This window comes from Pedobacter jeongneungensis, from assembly GCF_039538295.1.
GTDB lineage: Bacteria > Bacteroidota > Bacteroidia > Sphingobacteriales > Sphingobacteriaceae > Pedobacter > Pedobacter jeongneungensis.
Window position 1 is genome coordinate 95489 of record NZ_BAABBY010000006.1, and the last position, 14518, is coordinate 110006.

The window sequence follows — 14518 nt, forward strand, 5'->3', positions numbered from 1 at the left end:
GATAACTTTATACTTACTCGAGTTTTAATGCTTCCAGCAGGTTATTCAATTTCTGCAAATCCTCTGGCGTATCAATGGCTACTGTTTCAAGGTCGGTAACTTTGGTTTGAATGTAAAAACCATTTTCAATCCAGCGGAGCTGTTCCAGACTTTCGGCGATCTCTAAGGAGGATGGCGGAAGTTTGGTGATCGCTTTTAGCGATTCGGTGCGATAGCCATAAATGCCAATGTGTTTGTAAAACTGATGCTTCTCTGCCCAAACACCCGGTTCGCCGTTTCTGATAAAGGGAATCGGACTGCGGCTAAAATACATGGCGCGCCCGTTTACATCGATCACCACCTTCGGACTATTTGGATTGTACACACTTTCCTGGCTATGAATAGATTTGATCAGGGTAGCCAATTGTACTTTCTCTTCTGAAAAACAGCTTGCTAATAATTCTATCTGTACCGGTTCGATAAAAGGTTCGTCGCCCTGAATATTGATTACGATATCATAGCCGGGCAATTGTTCTATTACCTCAGCACACCTGTCTGTTCCGCTTTGGTGATCAGATGAAGTAAAAACAAATTCGCCACCAAATCTTTTCACTTCATCTGCAATGCGTGTATCATCAGTGGCGACAACTACTTTAGATAAGCTTTTGGCTTTCGATGCCTGCTCGTAAACCCTCTGGATCATGCTTTTTCCGGCAATATCAACTAAAGGTTTTCCCGGAAACCGGGTGGAGGCGTAGCGTGCAGGAATAATGCCAATGGCCTTTAAATTTCTATCGCTCATATATTGTTCCGATAGAATTGATAAAAAACAAATATAAAGATCAGTGCAATAAGGAGATAAGAAACAGGATGGGCAAAATTAAATGTCCAGCCCAAGAGTTTTACACGCTTTGGAACAATTAATCTGGAGTCTTTTTTATTGAAATAAAAAGTGCCCCATTTCCAGTTCTCCGGATTTTCATGTTCGAAATCTTTTTCCATAATATTATATTATAAAATAAGGTACAAAATCTGTGCTAATCTGTGTACATCTGTGGTTAAACCAGATTAGTCTACAAATTAAAACAATCCATTAATCTCAGCTTCAATTGATTGAATTACCGTTCCCAAATCTTCCGGATTATTGGTAAAATCCAGTTTGTCTTTATCTAGAATCAATAATTTACCAAGGTTATAACCTTTTATCCAGGCTTCGTATTTTTCGTTTAGTTTAGAAAGGTAATCGATGCGGATACCTGCTTCGTACTCACGACCACGGCGTTGAATATTGTTTACCAACGTAGGTACTGATGCACGCAGATAAACCAGTAAATCAGGCGGTTTTATAAATGACGTAATGTTATCGAAAATTGCACGGTAATTATCATGATCGCGGGTGGTCATTAAAGCCATATCATGCAGGTTTTCTGCAAAAATATGCGCATCTTCATAAATGGTCCTGTCCTGAATCACATTACGTTTATTTACCTCAATATCCGTAATCTGCTGAAAACGGCTGTTCAGGAAATAAATCTGAAGATTAAAGCTCCAGCGTTTCATGTCGCTGTAAAAATCTTCCAGGTACGGGTTGTTATCCACCGCTTCATATAAAGCTTCCCAACCATAATTTTTAGCCAATAAACCTGTTAAAGTGGTTTTACCGGCACCAATATTTCCTACAATTGCTATGTGCATTTTTTTTAGATATGAGATTTGAGATATGTGATGTGAGATATAAGATTTGGAGTAAAGCATTAACTTATCTCAAATCTAGTGTCTCATATCTCAAATCTATTAAAATAATTAAAAACTTTTAAACCCGATTAAACTGCGTACTTCCCTGATGGTTTTTTGTGCACTTTCGCGGGCCTTTAATGCGCCATGCTTTGCAACCTGTCTTAAATAAGAATCATCCTTGGCAATATCCTGAATACGCTCGCGCATTGGCGCCGTAGCAATAATCATATCTTCTGCCAGTTGTTTCTTGAAATCGCCGTAACGGATCTGCATTTTACTATACAAATCTTCAAAATGTGCAAGTGTATCAGCGCTCGAAACCACTTTCATTAAATCAAAAAGATTCTGGATCGGTTCTGGTTTTGCCTGGTTTTCTTCTGTCGGACCGCCATCACTCACTGCTCTCATTACTTTTTTACGGATGGTTTCAGGATCATCTGATAAATAAACCGCATTTGCTTCCCCTTCCGATTTTCCCATTTTTCCTTTGCCATCCAAACCTGGTACTTTAACCAGTTTGTCAGAATAGCTAAACGCATAAGGCTCAGGGAAATATTCGGTATTGTATAACCTGTTAAAGCGGTTTCCGAATGTACGTGCCATTTCCAGATGCTGCTCCTGGTCTTTTCCTACAGGTACTTTAGTTGCTTTATGTATCAAAATATCAGCCGCCATCAATACCGGATAGGTTAATAAACCTGCATTAACATTGTCAGGATTTGCACGCACCTTATCCTTAAAAGAAGTACTGCGTTCAAGCTCACCCATGTAAGCATTCATGTTCAGGTATAAATAAAGCTCCGCAATTTCCGGAACATCGCTTTGTATATAAATAGTACTGTTCTCCGGGTCAATTCCACTCGCCAGATATTCAACCAATACATGTTTAATATTGCCATGTAAATCGGCCGGGGTGGGATGGGTTGTTAAAGAATGTAAGTCGGCAATAAAAAAATAGCAATTGTAGTCATTCTGCATCTGCACGAAGTTTTTAACCGCGCCATAGTAATTGCCTAAATGTAATTTTCCTGTTGAGCGGATGCCGCTCACCACTGTTTCTTTCATAATGGCACGAAATTAAAAATAAAATACAAGCAATCCGCAAATCACCTTAATTTTCATGGTAAGAAATTTTCCAAAGGACCGTCATCCCGACTGGGGTAGATCCTGCGGCCGTTATTCCGACCGAAGCGGAGTGATCTTTAACCTGTAAATTTCCAGTTGGTTGTTGTCTCACTAACTATAAAAAATATCAATAATTTGGAAATGAAAGCCAGCATTTCATCGGAAGCTGTAGTCCTTCTTTCCGTTACAAGTCCTCTCCCGATGAAAAATCGGGATTGCGGGCTTTTCACTTCAATAAGGTTTATAAACAATGTTTTCTGCTAAGAGGCGTCCGTCATCCCGACAGAGTTCATAGGCTAAGTCGTCATCCCGACCGCACAGCGAAGTGGAGGGATCTGTGCATTTACCTTCTCTATCCATCCTCACCACAATCTTTATCCTTAGTTTGAAATTTCAAACTATTTTATATTTTTGATATATCTATGATCAACTTTCTAAGGCAAGTACACCGGGTTTGGTTTTTATTCTGGATCCTGTTTTTTTTCGCCCTTTTTTATCCTTTTTACTACATTACCTCACGTAATGAAAAATATTACGGTATTTTAAACTTTTGCCGTAAAGCCAATAGTTTTTTATGCAGTCTCTTTTCGGGAGTATTTTTTCGTTACCATTACGAAGAAAAGCTCAACCCAAAACAAACCTATATTTATTGCGCCAATCATACTTCCAATCTCGATATTATGATTTTCTGTATCATGGGGCATGGTAAATTTCATTTTATGGGTAAAGATGAATTACTGCAAAACCCCGTATTGGGCATATTTTTTAAAACCATTGATATTTCTGTTAACCGCGACAGTAAAATTTCAGCCTTTAAGGCCTTTAAACAAGCCGGTGAGAATTTAGAAAAGGGAATGAGCCTGGTTATTTTCCCCGAAGGAAAGATCGATGATCATTATCCGCCAAAACTGGGCGAGTTTAAAAATGGCCCCTTCCGGCTGGCAATAGATAAAAATATCCCGTTAGTGCCTGTTAGTATCACCAATGTTTGGAAAATTAACTGGGATGATGGAGCAAAGTATGGAAGTAAGCCCGGAATTTGCGATATTTACGTCCACAAACCTATAAATACCTCAGTTTTGGCCGATGTTGATGCTGATGGTTTAAAAGAAAAGGTTTTTAAATTGATTGACAGTAAGTTAGTATAATATGAATTTAGACGCAAAAACCATCCATAAAATAGCCGACCTGGCCCGAATTCATATTGACGAAAAAGAAGTTGATACGCTGATCCCTGAAATGAACAAAATTTTGTCGTTTATGGAAAAGCTTAACGAATTGGATACTTCCAATGTAAAACCATTGGTTTACATGAACGAATCGGTAAATGTTTGGCGCGAAGATGTAGTAAAACAGGAAATTTCTACTGCCGATGGATTAAAAAATGCGGCAAAGCATACAGATCAGTTTTTTATGGTCCCAAAAATTATTGAAAAATAATTAGCCGTAACTTTATTTACGGCTAGCAAATGATGCGAAAAGAATGGAAAAGATTCTGATAAGAAGATCAAAAAAACCGGTACTTTGGATTGCATTGTTGTTTTTCCTTATAGCTTTGTTCGTGTTTATAGTATTATCATCTCACAACCTTTCTGACGCCATTCAATTGTTGATAGTGTTATCCGTTCTTCTTTTGCCTCTTATCATCGTACTACTTTACAATTTATGGCCAGAAATTATAATAATACCCGATGGGATTAAAGTTAAAAAACAATTATCTTATGTCTTTTATAAATGGGATGATATAATAAGATATGGTACATATTCTATTGAGTCTAAGTCAACCGGTGGGGATGCAGGAGACATGACAAATCTTATATTCTTTATTTATTTTCGAAACTGGAGTAAAACATTTGATATTACAACCTATAATTTTGACAAACCTCACAACGCTATTATTGATCTGATGAACCGTTTTAAATTTGCAGAAATTGGAATGAACTCAAACACATGAACTAGTATTTTAGCAAAAAGGACAATCAAATAAATAATTTTGTAACATCTTACCCGCTACGCTTGTCTAAAAAAGAAAAAACATGGAGAAACCACTCATTACTATAAAAGAAATTGGCCGTAAATATGTTATTGGTTCTGAAGTTATTCATGCGCTAAAATCAGTTTCGTTAGATATCAACAAAGGCGAATTTGTAGCATTGATGGGCCCATCCGGTTCCGGTAAATCAACCCTGATGAATATTTTAGGCTGTTTGGACACACCATCCAGCGGAACTTATATTTTAAATGGTACAAATGTGAGTCACATGACTGATGATGCACTTGCAGAAGTACGTAACCAGGAAATAGGCTTTGTTTTCCAGACTTTTAACCTTTTACCACGTTCCACTTCTTTAGATAATGTGGCTTTGCCTTTAATTTATGCTGGTACCAGTAAAAAAGATAGAACCGCAAGGGCTGCCAAAGCATTAGAGAACGTAGGGTTGGGCAACCGTATGGACCACAAACCTAATGAACTTTCTGGTGGTCAGCGCCAGCGTGTGGCTGTAGCCAGGGCATTGATCAACAATCCATCCATTATTCTGGCCGATGAGCCAACAGGTAACCTCGATACCAAAACTTCGGTAGAAATTATGGGCTTGCTGGAAGAAATTCACAGTAAAGGAAATACCATTATTCTGGTAACGCATGAGGAAGATATTGCACAACATGCACACCGCATTGTAAGGATGCGTGATGGACTGATCGAAAACGATTACCTGAATACCGATATCAAAAATGTTTCTCCGCGTTTGCAGGCCTTGAAAGATAACGGCAGCGATTGGGAAAAAATCAATTAAATCCCTAAATCCCCTGAAGGGGAATTTAGGACTAACCATATTATTGCCCCTTAAGGGGGCTAGGGGCATGAAAATCTACACTAAAACCGGCGATAAGGGACAAACATCATTAATTGGTGGCACCCGCGTTCCAAAATATCATTTACGCATCGAAACTTATGGTACTGTTGACGAGTTAAATTCGTACATTGGTTTAATTATGTGTCAGGACATTGATCCGCATAATCAACAGCTGCTAAAAGAAATCCAGGACAGGTTATTTACCATTGGCGCATCGCTTGCTGCCGATCCGGAAAAGTCTAAAATGAAAATCCCCGACCTGCATGAAACTGACATCACTTTGTTAGAAAATGAGATGGATTTAATGAACGAAACACTGCCAGCTTTAAAGCATTTTGTGTTGCCTGGCGGAAACACTGTTGTTTCTTTCTGTCATATTGCGCGCTGCGTTTGCAGAAGGGCAGAAAGGCTGACAGTAGAACTTGCAGAAAATAGCTTTGTAGATGAGCACGTAACGATTTACCTGAACCGGTTGAGTGATTATTTGTTTGTTTTGGCACGAAAACTGAGCGCCTATTTTAAAGCAGAAGAAAACATTTGGATACCACGTGTTTAATAGTGGAAAAATAAGTTTGTTTTGCTCAAAAATTTTAATATACTTTGCGCTTAATAAGAATAAGAATTTAATAGAATTGAAGATATGTATTGGACATTAGAATTAGCATCGCACCTGGAAGACGCACCATGGCCTGCAACTAAAGACGAATTAATTGATTATGGTATCCGTTCTGGTGCCCCTGTAGAAGTAATCGAAAACTTACAGGCATTAGAAGATGATGGCGAGCCTTATGAAACGATTGAGGAAATCTGGCCAGATTATCCCACTAAAGAAGATTTCTTCTTTAACGAAGATGAATATTAATAATCTGACCGAATAGAAAGAAAAGCAATTTCCCGAAAAGAAGTTGCTTTTTTGTTTTTTCGGAATTACGCCAACTGCCATACACTCAACGCTCCCGGTGCCCTGCTAATAAAAAACTTACATTTTTTAAACAAAACTTAAAAGACAGGTGTTAATAGAGCAATAATATAACATTACTGAAATATAACATTGCTTAAAAAATTAACACTATGGGAAATTTATTGTATTTAGTCGCAGTAGTATTGGTAATACTATGGGTGATCGGATTTATATTTCACGGCTTCGGTGACGTTGGCGGAATAATCCACGTTTTATTGGTAATCGCAGTTATTGCAATCCTGCTTAAAGTAATTGGCAGGGCCGCATAAAATATATTTAGCGGACATTCAGTAGCCTCAAATGCTATTGAAACAAAAAGGAGTCCTGAAATTTCAGGACTCCTTTTATTATATCTTAATTTTTTAACAGCAACTCTGCAAGTTCGAGATCGATAGGGTAGGTGATTTTGATATTTCCCCTTTCACCTTCTATAATATTGATTGGGTAGCCGATCGATTCCACTACGCTGGCATCATCAGTAAAATGACTGGCGAAATCCTGGTTATAAGCTTCTTTGAGGGTGTTAATGTTAAAGGTTTGGGGTGTTTGCACCAGGTAAATCTCATCGCGCTTTAGTGCCGATGTTTTTTCGTTTCTCAGCATCCGGACACTGTCGCTTGATTGTACCGCTGCAATTACGTTTCCCTGAGCTTCAGCTGCTTTAAAACAGTTGTCGATAAGCGATTTGGATACCAATGGCCTTACCGCATCATGTATGGCAACCAGACTTTCTTCTTCTATGTTATGAATCGCGTTTTTAACCGAATGGAAACGTTCTTTTCCACCATCAATAACCTCATGTGGAATGCGAAAATTAAATTCTTCGCATAAACGGTTCCAGTAACCTTGCTGGTCTTTATTAAGTACTAATAAAATTTTGGGTTGTGTATCGCTTTGTGCAAAAGCTTTTATGGTATGCATTAAAACCGGCAGGTTTTTGAGCAATAGAAATTGTTTTGGGGTTTCTGTTTGCATCCGATTGCCAGAACCGCCTGCTACAATTATAGCGTAGTATTTCATATTTTAAGAGATGAGATTATAGATTTGAGATATGAGACCTGATTAACTCAAATCTCATATCTCATTACTCAAATCTATATAATTAGCATGGCATCACCATAGCTGTAAAATTTATATTTTTCTTTTACTGCAACTTCGTAAGCATTCATTACGTTTTCGTAACCACCAAATGCACTTACCATCATCAATAAAGTAGATTCTGGCGTGTGGAAATTGGTAATCATTGAGTTTGCAATACTGAAATCGTATGGAGGGAAGATAAACTTACTCGTCCAGTCGTTTGCTGCTTTTAATGTTCTGTTGGCAGAAACAGCAGATTCTATAGCACGCATTGAAGTTGTTCCAACCGCACAGATTTTTCTTTTATCTTCTATCGCTTTATTTACGATGTTCGCGTCTTTCTGCTCGATGATAAACTGTTCAGAATCCATTTTGTGTTTGGTTAAATCCTCCACCTCAACAGTTCTGAAAGTTCCTAAACCAACGTGTAAAGTTACTTCTGCAAACTCAATACCTTTAAGCTCTAAACGTTTCATTAACTCGCGGCTAAAGTGCAAACCTGCAGTTGGTGCAGCCACAGCACCTTCATGCTTGGCAAAAATTGTTTGGTACCGTTCTTTATCTTCAGCAGTTGCTTTACGTTTAATGTATTTAGGAAGCGGGGTTTCGCCTAAAATTTCAACGTTTTTTCTAAACTCTTCGTCAGTACCTTCAAATAAGAAACGGATGGTACGTCCGCGTGATGTGGTATTATCTACAACCTCAGCAACCAATAAATCATCGTCGCCAAAATATAATTTGTTACCTACACGGATTTTACGGGCCGGATCTACCAAAACATCCCATAAACGTAATTCCTTGTTTAATTCACGCAATAAGAAAACTTCGATAGTTGCACCGGTTTTCTCTTTATTGCCATATAAACGTGCAGGAAAAACTTTAGTGTTATTTAATATCATTACGTCCTTGTCATCGAAATAACCTAAAACGTCTTTGAAAATTTTATGTTCAATTTTACCGCTGTCTTTATGCAATACCATTAGGCGGGCTTCGTCGCGTTGTTCGGCCGGATTATTGGCTACTAATGATTCTGGTAAGTTGAATTTGAATTGTGATAATTTCATTCTTGATGAATTTTTTGAGGTGCAAAAATACGAATTTAATTTTTCTTTTCCGTATTTTATCAAACGCTTTTAAGGTATATTATGTTTTACTTCATTTTGAAACAAATAATACGGTGATTAAATGCGTTGTACGTATAAAATTAATTAGTTTTGATGATCAGCTGTAACCTTTTCAATGGCTTTGCATCTAACCTTTAATTATGATAATCTTTAGGCTAATAGGCGAGAGTTTCCGTTTTGCATTTGATGCGTTGCGCCAGAACAAATTACGCACCATGTTATCGCTTTTAGCCATAACAATCGGTATTTTTACCATTATCGCCGTGTTTTCTGCGGTAGATACTTTTCGTGGTAAACTACAGTCGAGTGTAGATAAACTAGGTTCTAACACCATTTACGTTCAAAAATGGCCATGGAGCTTTGGTGATAATTATCCCTGGTGGAAATATATGAACCGCCCTCAGCCTTCACTCCGTGATTTTGAAGCCCTAAGAGAACGTATTGAAAACGCTCAGGGGGTTACTTTCGAAATATCAACTAACGACAGAACCATCAAATACAGAAGCAGCTCTGTAGAAGGGATTTCGGTTTGGGCCGCCTCTCATGATTTTAATAAAACCTGGAACTTTGAGCTTCAGGATGGCCGGTATTTTACAGAAAATGAAAGTAAAAACGGCACGCCGGTATGTATTTTAGGATCTGATATAGCTGCAGGACTTTTTGACGAAGATGAACCTGTAGGCAAGCAGGTGCAAATTTTAGGTCGCAGATTAACTGTTGTCGGCGTTTTCAAAAAAGAGGGTGAAGACATGTTAGGTACTTCACTCGATAAAAACGTTAACATTCCAATCAGCTTTGCTAAAGGTGTTTTAGATATCCAGAACGAACGTTATGGTCCGCAGATTACCGTTCGTGGCAAAGATAATGTGAGTTTGGAGGAAGTAGAGAGCGAACTGAAAGGTTTAATGCGCTCGATCCATAGAATCAGGCCCGGACAGGAAGAAGATTTTGCACTGAATAAAACGACTATTATTTCTAATCAACTGGATTCGATGTTCAAAATGGTAAACATTGCAGGCTGGGTAATTGGGGGCTTTTCAATTCTGGTTGGTGGTTTTAGTATCGCCAATATCATGTTTGTATCGGTTAAGGAACGGACCAATATTATCGGTATTCAAAAATCTTTAGGTGCAAAAAACTACTTTATACTATTACAATTTATATTTGAATCGATTTCACTTTGTATTTTAGGTGGATTGCTGGGCTTGCTGCTCGTCTTTTTGCTCGCTTTGGCTATTGGAGCAGCAACAGATTTCCATATCATCCTTGGGCTAAACAATATTGCCTTAGGGATTGGAATATCAATCATTATCGGCACAATTTCAGGTTTTTGGCCGGCTTATTCTGCATCAAGATTAGATCCGGTAGAAGCGATTAGAAGCTAATTCAGTTAACAGTTTTCAGTTGACAATTATCAGTTAACAATTAATTATAAACTATAATTTTAAATTGGTTTAGCACTGATCTATTGCCATTTTTAAAAAGGTTTTTACTTCCTCGTTGATATCTTCTTTAAAATATATTCTTAAATGGTGGTTAAACTGTTCTGTATCGGGAACCTGTGCAATTTTGGTGAAGCAAAGATTATTTTCATAAGGCTTATCAAATGGAATAACCACATGGATGAAATTTTTGCCCAGTTGTGTGAGGTACGCAAAGGGAGTTTTGGATTCGATGACTATCATTGATTTCGTGGCGCGAAGATTAACTTTACTCATTTCAGCCAATTGCTCAATAAAAAAACGGAATAACCCTAAGGTATATTCCGTTTTCCCATTTAAGAAGTCTGATACTTGTTTTTCTTCAGACATATACTCTTTTTAATCTTCTAATAATTTTGTTGCAGCCTCATCCACAAACCAGGTTAATTTCCCATCAATCGGATCGATTAACTGAGAAGGGTATAAATCAACATTTTTTTCTGTATCGCCAATTACATGTTTTAAGGCTTCTGCCTTATTTTCTCCAAAAACCAAAAATGCTACATTATCAGCTTTATTAATTAACGGAGCGGTAAAACTGATGCGGTAAGTATCCAGTTTTTCTACATAAACCGAAGCTACATTAACTTCTTCATCTTTAACCAAAGTAGTGTGCGGGAAGATAGAAGCGGTATGCGCATCATCACCCATGCCTAATAATATAAGGTCGAACGCGATATCTTCACCATTAAAATGTTTATCAATGGCTTTTTTGTATTCAATAGCTGCTTTTTCGGGCGCTAAAGTAGTATCTACATAAAAAATGTGATCTTCTTTTATGCCGAGTGGATCTAAAATGGTTTTTTTAGCCATTAATCCGTTGTAATTATCATCATCGGCCGGAACATTACGCTCATCGCCAAAGAAAAAATATACTTTTTCCCAATCAATGCGATGCTGACCTTCTGTTGCGAGGAAGTGATAAAGTGCTTTAGGAGAACTCCCACCCGTTAATACAAAGTTAAAACGGTCGTTTTCTTCGATAGACATTTCTGCAATTTTAATTACATAATCTGCCAGGTCCTGGTTAAGTTCTTCTAATGTTTTGTATATAAGTAGATTCATGCTAATATATTAATCGTCATTGCGAGGAACGAAGCAATCCTACAACGGTCGCTATTCGAAACCTATAGATTTAAGATTGCTTCGTACCTCGCAATGACGGATGAGTTTTATTCCTTATTCTTTAATGGCAGGTTAAACCAATGGAAACCATCTCTTGCAATTAATGCTTCGGCTTCTTCCGGTCCCCAGCTATCGGCAGGGTAGTTAGGGAAATTGATAGATTTTTTGCTTTCCCATGTATTTAAAATCGGCATTACCAGTTCCCACGCAGCTTCTACCTGATCGCCACGCATAAACAATGTCTGGTCGCCCATCATGGCATCCAGTAATAAGGTTTCGTAAGCCTCAGGGGTATCGCCCTCATAAGTTCCCTTATAATCGAAAACCATATCAACAGGGTTCAACACCATGTCTAAACCTGGTCTTTTGGCCTGTACCTGCATACGGATACTCATTTCTGGTTGAATGCTGATTACCAGCCTGTTCTGTTGCCAGTTTTCGGTTACACCTGAAGAGAAAATCTGGTGCGGCACATCCCTGAACTGGATGGTAATTAACGATGAAGTCTGGTTTAAGCGTTTTCCTGTTCTTAAATAGAAAGGAATGCCCTGCCATCTCCAGTTATCGATATGGAATTTAACCGCGGCAAAAGTCTCCGTATTTGAATGCGGGTCTACACCTTTTTCCTGGCGGTAGCCCGGAACTTCTTTACCTTCAACCCAACCCTTACTGTATTGACCACGAACGGTGTGGAAACGGATATCTTCGGCTGAAAATGGGCGCATGGCTTTTAAAACCTCCACTTTGCGGTTTCTGATTTCATCGGCATCAAAATTGATCGGTGCTTCCATGCCAATTAAACAAAGCAATTGCAACAGGTGATTCTGGATCATATCCCTTAACGCACCAGAACCTTCGTAATAACCACCACGATCGGCAACGCCCAATTGTTCGGTTACAGAAATCTGCACGTGATCGATGTATGACCTGTTCCATAACGGCTCGAATAAGGCATTTGCAAAACGGAAAGCCATCATATTCTGAACCGTTTCTTTACCTAAATAATGGTCGATACGGTAAATCTGTTTCTCGGTAAAAATAGTTGCCAGTAAAGCATTCAGTTCTTTTGCAGATTCTAAATCGTGGCCAAAAGGTTTCTCGATAACAATACGGCTGTTATCTTCATCCTGCGTTAATTTATATTTCTGTAAACATTCGGCAATGATAGGGAAGAAGTTAGGCGCAACAGCCAGGTAGAAAATTACCTGTGTACCGGCACCATATTCTTTCTGATATTTCTCTACCGCCTCTTTAAGGTTTTCGAAGGTTTTTGGCTGTGCAAAATCGGTAGGACAGTAGTGGATGGTGTTTCCAAAATTTTCCCACTTTTCCTTTTTAACTTTACCACTGCGGCTAAACTGGTTTACAGCATCTTCCAGGGCAGCTTTATAGCTGTCGTCGGTAAATTCAGTTCTGCCCGTACCAATAATGGCAAACTTTTCTGGCATGTAACCCTCTATAAATAAGTTATATAGGGCAGGTGCTAATTTTCTTTTGTTTAAATCACCTGTTCCACCAAATATTACAAAAATGGTAGGGTTTAATGCGGTTTTGGTTTTCATTTTATGTTTTTGTTCGTGAATCAAATGGGTTATGATAATTTATTCCAATCGGCATGGAAAACGCCTTCTTTATCAATACGCTCAAAAGTATGCGCACCAAAGTAATCTCTTTGTGCCTGGATTAAATTAGAAGGCATTCTGCCCGTAGTAATGGTATCAAAATAGGTTAGGGTAGAAGCAAATGCGGGAATACCTAGACCAGAACTGATACAGGCGCCAATGGCTTTACGTGTGCCTGCTAAAGTACCTTTAATGATATTTTGAATGCCGGCATCGCCAAACAAGTGCTCTAAAGCATTGTTTTTTTCGTAAGCCTGATAAATATCTTCTAAGAATTTAGCCCTGATGATACAGCCACCACGCCAGATTTTAGCAATTTCCTGTAATTGTAAATCGTATTTATATTCTTTGGAAGCCTGAACCAATAAGTGCATGCCCTGTGCGTAAGCGCTGATCATGGAGAAGTAAAATGCTTCTTCCAGTTCTTCAACCGTTACTTCGATTTTGGTATCTTTTTTACCGAAAGCTTCTTCCAAAGAAACCCTTAATGCTTTAAATTTAGATAAATCGCGGTTTGAAACAGCTTCGTTAATGGTTGGGATTGGCAGCTGAAGTTCCATAGAAACCTCTGATGTCCATTTTCCGGTACCTTTTGAACGAGCTTCGTCTTTAATCTGATCTAAAAGATCATTTTGTGTTTCGGTATCTTTAAATAAGAAAATTTCAGCAGTAATTTCAAGTAGGAAAGATTGCAACCTGCCTTCGTTCCATTTTTTAAATACTTTATAAATTTCTTCGTTTGAGTAACCTAAACCATTTTTAAGAATGCCATAAACTTCGGCAATCAGCTCCATAATGGCATATTCGATACCATTGTGTACCATTTTAACAAAGTGGCCAGAAGCACCCGGACCAATATAAGTTACGCATGGATCGGTACCAACTTTTGCAGCCACGGCATCAAAAACATCTTTAACTACGTTATAAGCTTGTTTATCTCCACCCGGCATCATGCTAGGACCAAAACGTGCTCCTTCTTCACCACCAGAAATGCCCATTCCGAAGAAATGAAGACCATCTTTTTCCAGTTCATCCACACGGCGGTTGGTATCGGTAAAATGTGAGTTACCGCTATCAATAATAATATCACCTTTGCTCAAAAGTGGTTTTAATTCTGCAATAACACTATCTACAATTGGTCCGGCTGGTACTAATAAAATTAACGTACGGGGTGTCTGCAAACTTGAAATAAAGCTTTCAATCTCGCTAAAGCCCTCTAAATGATGTTCTTTGCCTTCTTCTTCAAGTTTCGAGATCATTTTTTGGTCTTTATCATAACCGGTTACAGAAAAGCCCTTGTCAGCCATATTCAATAATAAGTTTCGGCCCATTGTACCCAAACCGATCATTCCCAATTTATATTTTTTCGAATCGTTATTTGCCATTTTTTATTTTTTAGAATGCACCCAAAATTAGGGTTTACAAATTA

Annotated in this window: 18 protein-coding genes; 8 read left to right on the top strand and 10 right to left on the bottom strand. The window is 38.3% G+C overall.

Features of this window, described 5'->3' with window-relative positions; genetic code table 11:
- Positions 1 to 13: 13 nt before the first annotated feature.
- From kdsB to trpS, 4 genes are all read right to left on the bottom strand, one after another.
- Positions 14 to 781, bottom strand: a complete 768-nt coding sequence (kdsB, locus tag ABD769_RS12680; RefSeq protein ID WP_344851788.1) for a 3-deoxy-manno-octulosonate cytidylyltransferase — start codon at positions 779 to 781, stop codon at positions 14 to 16.
- On the bottom strand, positions 778 to 981 hold the full coding sequence (locus ABD769_RS12685) for a DUF5808 domain-containing protein (RefSeq protein WP_344851789.1): 204 nt from the start codon (positions 979 to 981) through the stop codon (positions 778 to 780). Before ABD769_RS12685 ends, kdsB begins: the two co-directional genes overlap by 4 nt.
- A 78-nt stretch (positions 982 to 1059) precedes the next feature.
- Positions 1060 to 1674, bottom strand: a complete 615-nt coding sequence (locus ABD769_RS12690) for a deoxynucleoside kinase (protein ID WP_025144984.1) — start codon at positions 1672 to 1674, stop codon at positions 1060 to 1062.
- 108 nt (positions 1675 to 1782) lie between these two features.
- Positions 1783 to 2781 (bottom strand): tryptophan--tRNA ligase, encoded by a 999-nt coding sequence (gene trpS, locus ABD769_RS12695; protein ID WP_344851790.1) that lies wholly within the window; start codon positions 2779 to 2781, stop codon positions 1783 to 1785.
- 482 nt (positions 2782 to 3263) lie between these two features.
- Here trpS and ABD769_RS12700 point away from each other — a divergent pair, with 482 nt between their 5' ends.
- The 7 genes from ABD769_RS12700 to ABD769_RS12730 all read left to right on the top strand — a co-directional run bounded on the left by ABD769_RS12700 (position 3264) and on the right by ABD769_RS12730 (position 6926).
- On the top strand, positions 3264 to 3989 hold the full coding sequence (locus ABD769_RS12700) for a lysophospholipid acyltransferase family protein (protein WP_344851791.1): 726 nt from the start codon (positions 3264 to 3266) through the stop codon (positions 3987 to 3989).
- Between the two features lies 1 nt (position 3990).
- Positions 3991 to 4281: an Asp-tRNA(Asn)/Glu-tRNA(Gln) amidotransferase subunit GatC gene (gatC, locus tag ABD769_RS12705; protein ID WP_344851792.1), complete on the top strand. Its 291-nt coding sequence runs from the start codon at positions 3991 to 3993 to the stop codon at positions 4279 to 4281.
- Between the two features lie 43 nt (positions 4282 to 4324).
- The gene (locus tag ABD769_RS12710) at positions 4325 to 4795 is read left to right on the top strand and encodes a hypothetical protein (protein WP_344851793.1); all 471 of its coding nucleotides are present in this window, start codon (positions 4325 to 4327) and stop codon (positions 4793 to 4795) included.
- An 82-nt stretch (positions 4796 to 4877) separates the two neighbouring features.
- Complete coding sequence (locus ABD769_RS12715) at positions 4878 to 5636, top strand: ABC transporter ATP-binding protein (protein WP_344851794.1); 759 nt, start codon at positions 4878 to 4880, stop codon at positions 5634 to 5636.
- Between the two features lie 67 nt (positions 5637 to 5703).
- The gene (locus ABD769_RS12720) at positions 5704 to 6252 is read left to right on the top strand and encodes a cob(I)yrinic acid a,c-diamide adenosyltransferase (protein ID WP_344851795.1); all 549 of its coding nucleotides are present in this window, start codon (positions 5704 to 5706) and stop codon (positions 6250 to 6252) included.
- An 84-nt stretch (positions 6253 to 6336) separates the two neighbouring features.
- Positions 6337 to 6558 carry a DUF2795 domain-containing protein gene (locus tag ABD769_RS12725; RefSeq protein WP_010603503.1) on the top strand — a complete coding sequence of 74 codons (222 nt, stop codon included), beginning with the start codon at positions 6337 to 6339 and terminating at the stop codon, positions 6556 to 6558.
- Positions 6559 to 6767: 209 nt separating this feature from the next.
- On the top strand, positions 6768 to 6926 hold the full coding sequence (locus tag ABD769_RS12730) for a lmo0937 family membrane protein (protein WP_139180130.1): 159 nt from the start codon (positions 6768 to 6770) through the stop codon (positions 6924 to 6926).
- An 85-nt stretch (positions 6927 to 7011) separates the two neighbouring features.
- On the opposite strand, the gene ABD769_RS12735 is transcribed toward ABD769_RS12730, so the two are convergent.
- Together ABD769_RS12735 and queA are read right to left on the bottom strand one after the other, a co-directional pair.
- Positions 7012 to 7677, bottom strand: a complete 666-nt coding sequence (locus ABD769_RS12735; protein ID WP_344851796.1) for a 2-C-methyl-D-erythritol 4-phosphate cytidylyltransferase — start codon at positions 7675 to 7677, stop codon at positions 7012 to 7014.
- A gap of 74 nt (positions 7678 to 7751) precedes the next feature.
- Positions 7752 to 8801: a tRNA preQ1(34) S-adenosylmethionine ribosyltransferase-isomerase QueA gene (gene queA / locus ABD769_RS12740; protein WP_344851797.1), complete on the bottom strand. Its 1050-nt coding sequence runs from the start codon at positions 8799 to 8801 to the stop codon at positions 7752 to 7754.
- Between the two features lie 200 nt (positions 8802 to 9001).
- On the opposite strand from queA, the gene ABD769_RS12745 reads away from it, so the two are divergent.
- Complete coding sequence (locus tag ABD769_RS12745; protein WP_344851798.1) at positions 9002 to 10246, top strand: ABC transporter permease; 1245 nt, start codon at positions 9002 to 9004, stop codon at positions 10244 to 10246.
- A gap of 69 nt (positions 10247 to 10315) precedes the next feature.
- Here the strand turns inward: ABD769_RS12745 and ABD769_RS12750 are convergent, their stop codons facing one another.
- The 4 genes from ABD769_RS12750 to gndA form a co-directional block, all read right to left on the bottom strand.
- Positions 10316 to 10672 (bottom strand): DUF5655 domain-containing protein, encoded by a 357-nt coding sequence (locus tag ABD769_RS12750; RefSeq protein WP_344851799.1) that lies wholly within the window; start codon positions 10670 to 10672, stop codon positions 10316 to 10318.
- 9 nt (positions 10673 to 10681) lie between these two features.
- Positions 10682 to 11407: a 6-phosphogluconolactonase gene (gene pgl / locus ABD769_RS12755; RefSeq protein WP_344851800.1), complete on the bottom strand. Its 726-nt coding sequence runs from the start codon at positions 11405 to 11407 to the stop codon at positions 10682 to 10684.
- A 107-nt stretch (positions 11408 to 11514) separates the two neighbouring features.
- On the bottom strand, positions 11515 to 13029 hold the full coding sequence (gene zwf / locus ABD769_RS12760; protein WP_344851801.1) for a glucose-6-phosphate dehydrogenase: 1515 nt from the start codon (positions 13027 to 13029) through the stop codon (positions 11515 to 11517).
- Between the two features lie 29 nt (positions 13030 to 13058).
- Positions 13059 to 14474 carry an NADP-dependent phosphogluconate dehydrogenase gene (gene gndA, locus ABD769_RS12765; protein WP_344851802.1) on the bottom strand — a complete coding sequence of 472 codons (1416 nt, stop codon included), beginning with the start codon at positions 14472 to 14474 and terminating at the stop codon, positions 13059 to 13061.
- Positions 14475 to 14518 lie beyond the last annotated feature (44 nt).

What these genes read in the sequence shown, in the direction of transcription:
- kdsB (WP_344851788.1), bottom strand. Translation starts at nt 781, where the DNA reads ATGAGCGATAGAAATTTAAAGGCCATTGGCATTATTCCTGCACGCTAC.
- ABD769_RS12685 (WP_344851789.1), bottom strand. Translation starts at nt 981, where the DNA reads ATGGAAAAAGATTTCGAACATGAAAATCCGGAGAACTGGAAATGGGGC.
- ABD769_RS12690 (WP_025144984.1), bottom strand. Translation starts at nt 1,674, where the DNA reads ATGCACATAGCAATTGTAGGAAATATTGGTGCCGGTAAAACCACTTTA.
- trpS (WP_344851790.1), bottom strand. Translation starts at nt 2,781, where the DNA reads ATGAAAGAAACAGTGGTGAGCGGCATCCGCTCAACAGGAAAATTACAT.
- ABD769_RS12700 (WP_344851791.1), top strand. Translation starts at nt 3,264, where the DNA reads ATGATCAACTTTCTAAGGCAAGTACACCGGGTTTGGTTTTTATTCTGG.
- gatC (WP_344851792.1), top strand. Translation starts at nt 3,991, where the DNA reads ATGAATTTAGACGCAAAAACCATCCATAAAATAGCCGACCTGGCCCGA.
- ABD769_RS12710 (WP_344851793.1), top strand. Translation starts at nt 4,325, where the DNA reads ATGGAAAAGATTCTGATAAGAAGATCAAAAAAACCGGTACTTTGGATT.
- ABD769_RS12715 (WP_344851794.1), top strand. Translation starts at nt 4,878, where the DNA reads ATGGAGAAACCACTCATTACTATAAAAGAAATTGGCCGTAAATATGTT.
- ABD769_RS12720 (WP_344851795.1), top strand. Translation starts at nt 5,704, where the DNA reads ATGAAAATCTACACTAAAACCGGCGATAAGGGACAAACATCATTAATT.
- ABD769_RS12725 (WP_010603503.1), top strand. Translation starts at nt 6,337, where the DNA reads ATGTATTGGACATTAGAATTAGCATCGCACCTGGAAGACGCACCATGG.
- ABD769_RS12730 (WP_139180130.1), top strand. Translation starts at nt 6,768, where the DNA reads ATGGGAAATTTATTGTATTTAGTCGCAGTAGTATTGGTAATACTATGG.
- ABD769_RS12735 (WP_344851796.1), bottom strand. Translation starts at nt 7,677, where the DNA reads ATGAAATACTACGCTATAATTGTAGCAGGCGGTTCTGGCAATCGGATG.
- queA (WP_344851797.1), bottom strand. Translation starts at nt 8,801, where the DNA reads ATGAAATTATCACAATTCAAATTCAACTTACCAGAATCATTAGTAGCC.
- ABD769_RS12745 (WP_344851798.1), top strand. Translation starts at nt 9,002, where the DNA reads ATGATAATCTTTAGGCTAATAGGCGAGAGTTTCCGTTTTGCATTTGAT.
- ABD769_RS12750 (WP_344851799.1), bottom strand. Translation starts at nt 10,672, where the DNA reads ATGTCTGAAGAAAAACAAGTATCAGACTTCTTAAATGGGAAAACGGAA.
- pgl (WP_344851800.1), bottom strand. Translation starts at nt 11,407, where the DNA reads ATGAATCTACTTATATACAAAACATTAGAAGAACTTAACCAGGACCTG.
- zwf (WP_344851801.1), bottom strand. Translation starts at nt 13,029, where the DNA reads ATGAAAACCAAAACCGCATTAAACCCTACCATTTTTGTAATATTTGGT.
- gndA (WP_344851802.1), bottom strand. Translation starts at nt 14,474, where the DNA reads ATGGCAAATAACGATTCGAAAAAATATAAATTGGGAATGATCGGTTTG.